General features: G+C 64.6%; 3 protein-coding genes. 2 read left to right on the top strand and 1 reads right to left on the bottom strand.

The features are described from left to right. The first annotated feature begins 269 nt into the window (after positions 1-269). Entirely contained in the window at positions 270-1,295 is a 1,026-nt protein-coding gene (locus tag ACZ5NH_RS45300) for a peptidase (RefSeq protein ID WP_468784312.1), read from the top strand. Positions 1,296-1,552: 257 nt separating this feature from the next. Then, the gene (locus tag ACZ5NH_RS45295) at positions 1,553-1,993 is read left to right on the top strand and encodes a hypothetical protein (protein ID WP_468784310.1); all 441 of its coding nucleotides are present in this window, start codon (positions 1,553-1,555) and stop codon (positions 1,991-1,993) included. Between the two features lie 28 nt (positions 1,994-2,021). On the opposite strand, the gene ACZ5NH_RS45290 is transcribed toward ACZ5NH_RS45295, so the two are convergent. After that, the gene (locus ACZ5NH_RS45290; RefSeq protein WP_468784308.1) at positions 2,022-3,122 is read right to left on the bottom strand and encodes an FG-GAP repeat domain-containing protein; all 1,101 of its coding nucleotides are present in this window, start codon (positions 3,120-3,122) and stop codon (positions 2,022-2,024) included. Positions 3,123-3,823 lie beyond the last annotated feature (701 nt).

The raw sequence follows: 3,823 nt of genomic DNA, 5'->3' as shown, positions 1-3,823 counted from the left end.
GTACTTACGTGGTGCTGGCACTGCTCGTGGTTCTCCTTCGGGCCAGGATCATAAGCCTGGCTTCAGGGACTCCACGAAACGGGGTGCAGCTCACACCGCCGGGACCGCGGGCAGCCTGGCCAGCCCTATCACCGCGTTCTCCCGGACCAGTGGCGACGGAGCCAACTCCGTCAGCTGGAATCCAACGTTGACCGTCAGCGTGCCGGCATCGAACGTCTCCGGTACCTACACCGGCACCATCACCCACTCCGTGGCCTGAACCCGGGTCCATGCGCAGAACGAATGCTCTGTCCCTCCGTGGCCTGTGCCTGGCCGCTTCCCTGGCCGTCCTGGCGAATTCGGCCGCCGGAGCGCCGGCCGCCGTGGCGGACTCCTCCTACGGCACCGGGTTCATCGGCTTCCGGCTGCTGGAAGCTCCGGTCGTGCGGCACGATGACCCGCGGGCGCTGAAGTACATCGTCGACCACCTCAAGCCGGGAACCGTCATTCACCGCCGGTTCGAGGTCGCCAACAAGACGGGCATCCGTCGCGAGGTGCAGCTGTACCCGGCCGCGGCCGGGATCGTGGACGACAAGTTCGTGTTCGACGAGGGCCGCATCCCCAACGAACTGTCCCGGTGGACCAGCGTCCGGCCCGCCGTTCTCAGGCTCAAGCCGTGGGAGAAGACCGAGGCCAAGGTCACGATCAAAGTGCCGGACACAGCGACGCCGGGAGAACGGTACGCCGTGGTGTGGGCGGAGAGCGGATTGCCACCGGATGCCGCACACAACGTCGGCTCCATCATGCGGGTGGGGACGCGGGTGTACCTGGACGTCAGCAACAGCCGGGAGTACGCCGACTTCCGCATCACCAAGATCATCGCCCTCCGTGACAAGCACGGGTCGCCGAGCATCGTCGCCCACGTGCACAACACGGGAAAGCGGGCACTGGATCTGAGAGGGAAGGTCAGACTCTCGGACGGCCCCGGCGGGCTGGACGCGGGGACGCATCTGTTGACCGAGGGCGTCACCCTGCCACCGGGCGGCAGGGGAACGGTCAGAGTGGACGGCCTGATCAAGAGTCTGCAGGACGGACCCTGGACCGCGCATCTGCACCTGGAAAGCGGCTGGGTGCAACACGACCTTACCGCGCGCCTGACCTTCCCCAAGCCGGGAGGTATGTCGGTCGCTTTGATCGAGTTGGCCTCCAACCGAAAGGTCTGGTATGCCGCGGGAGGAATTCTGCTGGCCGTCACCGGTGCCATGATGATGTTCTTGTGGTTCCGGCATCGACGCGCCGCCAGAAACCAGACATGAGTTTCCCTCGCTGACACTCATGGGTGAACCCGTTGGATTCACCCGCAAAGGGCGCGCAGGCACATCCGCAGCTCCCCCAGAATGCGGGAGAACCACATGCCGGATGAGCAGAAGGAGAAGGGGTGGGATCGCGATCCCTCTCATGGGCCCGGATTTCCTTGCGGATCGGGGTCGGAGGAGCGTTGTGTGCGAACTTCTTGGTTCTGCCTCCGGGACAGGCGCCTCCGGCGGATGCCCTGGCGTCGACGGCGGTCTTCTTGATTCCCGAATCGCTGTCCTCCGCCTCGGTCACGGCCCCGGCCTCGGCGAGCCTGGGGTCTGCCAAGCCCGGTAACACGCTGACCGTGCAGATGGGGCAGGTGCAGGTCACGAGTTCAGGGACGATGCGGTGGACGGCGACGGTGTCGGCGACGAACTTCATCACCGGAGGCGGTTCCCCCGGCCAGACCATTGCGCGGGGGAACCTGTCGTACTGGTCTGGGCCTGCCGTGTCGAAGTCGGGTCCCGGAACCTTTACTCCTGGTCAGGCCACGGCTGCCAACAAGGTGACTTTGGACACCGCCCGGACGGCGTTCTCGTACAACGCGGTCAATTCGTCCAACACCTCGTGTATCTGGCAGCCGACGCTGATCATGTCGGTGCCCGCCAGTGCGGTGTCGGGCACCTACACGGGAACAGTGACCCACTCGGTCGCCTAGCAGCCGGCTGCCAGGCGATTCCCGGGTCCTACGGGGATGTGGTGTTGAGCAGGACCGACACATCGCCGGAGGTGTAGTTGGCCACCGTCACATCAGGGCGGGAGTCCCCGTTGAAGTCCCCCACCGCGATGCCGTACGGTCCGTTGTCGACGGCGAAGTCGGCCTTGGCGGCAAAGGTGCCGTCCCCGTTGCCCGGCAACACCGACACCGTGTTGTCGGCCGCGTTGCCCACCACGAGATCGAGATGCCCGTCACCGTCGAAGTCCGCCACGTCCAGAGGGATCGGCGCGTTACCCACCGCGTAGTCGGTCTCGGTGTTGAAGGTGCCGTCCCCGTTGCCCAGCAGCACCGACACCGTGGCGTCACTCAGATTGGGGACCGCGACGTCGAGGTTGCCGTCACCGTCGAAGTCCGCCAACTGGACCCGGGTGGGCGAGCCCCCGGTGCCGTAGTCGGTCTTGGTGTTGAAGGTGCCGTCCCCGTTGCCCAGCAGCACCGACACCGTGTTGTCGCTGACGTTGGAGACGACCAGATCGAGGTTGGAGTCCTTGTTCACGTCCTTCGCGACGACCGAGAACGGGTACGCTCCCGTGCCGTAGTCGACCTTGGTGTTGAAGGTGCCGTCTCCGTTGCCCAGCAGCACCGAGACCGTGTTGTCGTTCGTGTTGGAGGCCGCCAGGTCGACGTGGCCGTCCTTGTTGAAGTCACCGACCTCCACCTTGTAGGGACCCGACCCGGTCGCGTAGTCGGTCTTGGTGTTGAACGTGCCGTCCCCGTTGCCCAGCAACACCGACACCGTGTTGCCGTTCAGATTGTCGACCGCCAGGTCGAGATTGCCGTCCTCGTTGAAGTCACCGACGGCGATGCCGCCCGGGTAGTCCCCCGTGCCGTAGTCGACCTTGGTGTTGAAGGTGCCGTCCCCGTTGCCCAGCAGCACCGACACCGTGTTGTCAAACGAGTTGGCCACGGCCTGGTCGAGGTGGCCATCCTTGTCGAAGTCGGCCACCCGCACCGCCTGAGCGGCATTCCCTGCCGCGTAGTTGACAGCGGTTGCAAAGGTCGGGGCACCCGCCCACGCGGTGCCCTGAGCCGTGAACAGCGCCGTCACCGCCGCCAACACGGCGATCACATATCCTCGGCCTCTCCGGGCTCTCCCGGCTCGTCTCTTCTTCGACATCTCTCCTCCTCCGCTCCTGTAACCGCCCGCCAAACGATGGCCGGAGAAAAGACGCCACGGTCATGGTGACGACCAGTTGGCCACGCCATTTCGGCGATCACAGCGGTGACACTCAGTCACCTTGAAGACCTCAATACAGTCCCGCTTCGCTGAAATGCCGTCAACGGATACGGCAACACCTGAAAGATGGAATCAGGTGCAGAAATGCATTTCGTATGGGTGGTGAAATTTCCATCGGCGCACGCCGGAGCACAACGGGCGACCCCTGCACGGCTCAACCCTTGGCATGGCCGGGGTGCGGCAGTCCTTGTGGCTGGTTATCCCGCGATGCGAACTACGGGCGGGGTGGTCGCTGAGGTTTGCTGGGCTGGCCAGCTAGCCGGATGCGTACAGTGATGGTCTCCTGTGGTCGTACCGATTGCTGTACTTCGCTGCTGTACGGCAACCGGCTCCACCTCATCGACCCTGCTTCCGTTGTCTACGCCGCAACCCAACAACACTGGCGATGGCGACGAAGAAACTGCCGCCTACGGTCATAGGGAGGCCAGAGGCGAAGGGCCTTAGGGCGTGCAGATCTTTAACTCGTGGCTTTCTGCTTGGTGGTTCGTTGGTCAGGCATGAGCGGGTTGGATGGGCAACGGACCGCGCTGGCA

The organism is Streptomyces sp. NPDC031426 (assembly GCF_055581585.1).
This window is presented reverse-complemented; position numbering and strand designations above follow the sequence as displayed.

Excerpts from the sequence above, each read along its gene's own strand:
- ACZ5NH_RS45300 (WP_468784312.1), top strand. The coding sequence starts at position 270 with ATGCGCAGAACGAATGCTCTGTCCCTCCGTGGCCTGTGCCTGGCCGCT.